1 protein-coding gene is annotated in these 821 nt (G+C 68.0%); it reads left to right on the top strand.

What is annotated here, in order from left to right:
* The coding region (locus J3S89_RS03085) for an acyl-CoA dehydrogenase family protein (RefSeq protein WP_217926010.1) at positions 1-821 on the top strand (821 nt) is incomplete at both ends.

Here is an 821-nt window from a genome sequence, read left to right as displayed (position 1 = left end):
CGCGTGGTCGAGGCCTATCTCGCGGAGAAGACCGACCGCGCCATCTTCGAGGAGATGGGCTCGCTCGGCCTCCTCGGTGTGACCGTCTCCGACGACTACGGCGGGGCCGGCGCCGGCTACGTCTCCTATGGGCTCGTCGCCCGTGAGGTCGAGCGCGTCGATTCGGGCTATCGCTCGATGATGTCGGTCCAGTCCTCGCTGGTGATGTACCCGATCGAGGCCTACGGCTCGGAAGCCCAGAAGAAGAAGTACCTGCCGAAGCTCGCCACCGGCGAATGGGTCGGCTGCTTCGGCCTGACCGAGCCCGACGCCGGGTCGGATCCGGCCGGCATGAAGACCCGCGCCGAGAAGATCGACGGCGGTTACCGGCTGATCGGCTCGAAGATGTGGATCTCCAATTCGCCGATCGCCGACGTCTTCGTGGTCTGGGCGAAGTCGGCGGCGCACGGCGGCGAGATCCGCGGCTTCGTGCTGGAGAAGGGCATGAAGGGGCTTTCGGCGCCGAAGATCGGCGGCAAGCTCTCGCTTCGCGCCTCGATCACCGGCGAGATCGTGATGGACGGCGTCGAGGTGCCCGAGGATGCGATCCTGCCGAACGTCTCCGGGCTCAAGGGCCCGTTCGGCTGCCTCAACCGGGCCCGCTACGGCATCGCCTGGGGCGTGATGGGGGCGGCCGAGGATTGCTGGACGCGGGCGCGTCAGTACGGGCTCGACCGCAAGCAGTTCGGCAAGCCGCTCGCCGCGACGCAGCTCTATCAGAAGAAGCTCGCGGACATGCAGACCGAGATCACGCTCGGGCTCCAGGCGGCGCTTCGGGTCGG

Origin of the sequence: Pinisolibacter aquiterrae (genome assembly GCF_019160155.1) — a bacterium.
Classification (GTDB): Bacteria; Pseudomonadota; Alphaproteobacteria; order Rhizobiales; family Ancalomicrobiaceae; genus Pinisolibacter; species Pinisolibacter aquiterrae.
The sequence above is the reverse complement of the archived record's forward strand: the minus strand, read 5'-3'. Positions and strand labels throughout refer to the sequence as shown.